The sequence below is a fragment of the Mesorhizobium sp. YM1C-6-2 genome, from assembly GCF_003666685.1.
Taxonomy (GTDB): domain Bacteria; phylum Pseudomonadota; class Alphaproteobacteria; order Rhizobiales; family Rhizobiaceae; genus Mesorhizobium_K.
Map to the genome: position 1 here is coordinate 1 of NZ_RCIZ01000028.1, position 952 is coordinate 952.

Sequence of the window (952 nt, forward strand, 5' to 3'; positions counted from 1 at the left end):
TGGCTGGTGATGAGGAGCAGAAGAAGCGCCAGGCCGGCGAGGACCCGCATCACCGTGCCAGCGAAAAATCGAATTAGGCGGCGGCTGTACGACAATTAGTCACTGATCCAAGCTAGGCCAACACGCGTGCCGCTCCAGGAGAGTGGCAAGGGATGTGGCGCCCCAAACTCGGTGACGCTATTCTTGGCTGATCATCTCGTCGGTAACTTCGTGGCCGGTGTGCCGCGGGGTGATCAAGTTGGTGAGATTGAAGCCCTGACGCCGCGCTTCGGCGAGGAATTCGGCCTTCGTGTCGTCAGCTATTTGGGGCTGGCGCGAAAGTACCCAGAGGTATTTCCGATCCGGCGTCCCGACCAAGGCCGTGCTGTAAGCAGGGTCGATCTTGAGCACCCAATAGTCGCCCTTGGTGAACGGGAGCCATCGAACATACTCGGGCAGGAAGGTGACCTTCAGGCGAGAGTTTGTGTCGTCTACGGGCTCAGCCTCGCCGATTGCCTGTGATGGCTTCCCGTCTTCGTCGAAACATCTGTTGTCGACCTTGATGTTTCCGTCACCGTTGAGCGAATACGTGGCGGTAATGTCTGTAGCAGTCTCGTCCTCCCATCTGAGGGGAAGTCGGCAAATCTCATACCAACGACCAAGATACTTGTTGAGATCAAGCTTTGGAATTGCGGTTACTTCGGTCATGTAAAGTCTCCGTGGAGCGCTGAACGCGAGCGTGCTGGCATAGTTCCAAGCCGATTTGCGAGGCCTTCAGCTAGTTCGCATGATCACGACCACCGCGCCGAGCGCGAGAAGAAGCAACACTGCAAGCAGAAGCCGCATGACACTGCTGCCACGCGTGCCCTTTCTGTCCACGCCAATGTTGTCGGCGCCGGCGGGCGGCCGATTGTCGTTCACCGCGTTAGTGCGCTCGTCGAATTGATCCCGCGCCGGCAAACGCGGCATTAGA

General features: G+C 58.2%; 2 protein-coding genes. Both read right to left on the minus strand.

The genetic code is table 11. The annotated features are described in order from the left end of the window. Positions 1-177: 177 nt before the first annotated feature. Positions 178-687 (minus strand): lipocalin family protein, encoded by a 510-nt coding sequence (locus tag D8676_RS26550; protein WP_121584107.1) that lies wholly within the window; start codon positions 685-687, stop codon positions 178-180. Positions 688-753: 66 nt separating this feature from the next. Then, the coding region (locus tag D8676_RS27530) for a hypothetical protein (RefSeq protein ID WP_183097268.1) at positions 754-952 on the minus strand (199 nt) is incomplete at its 5' end.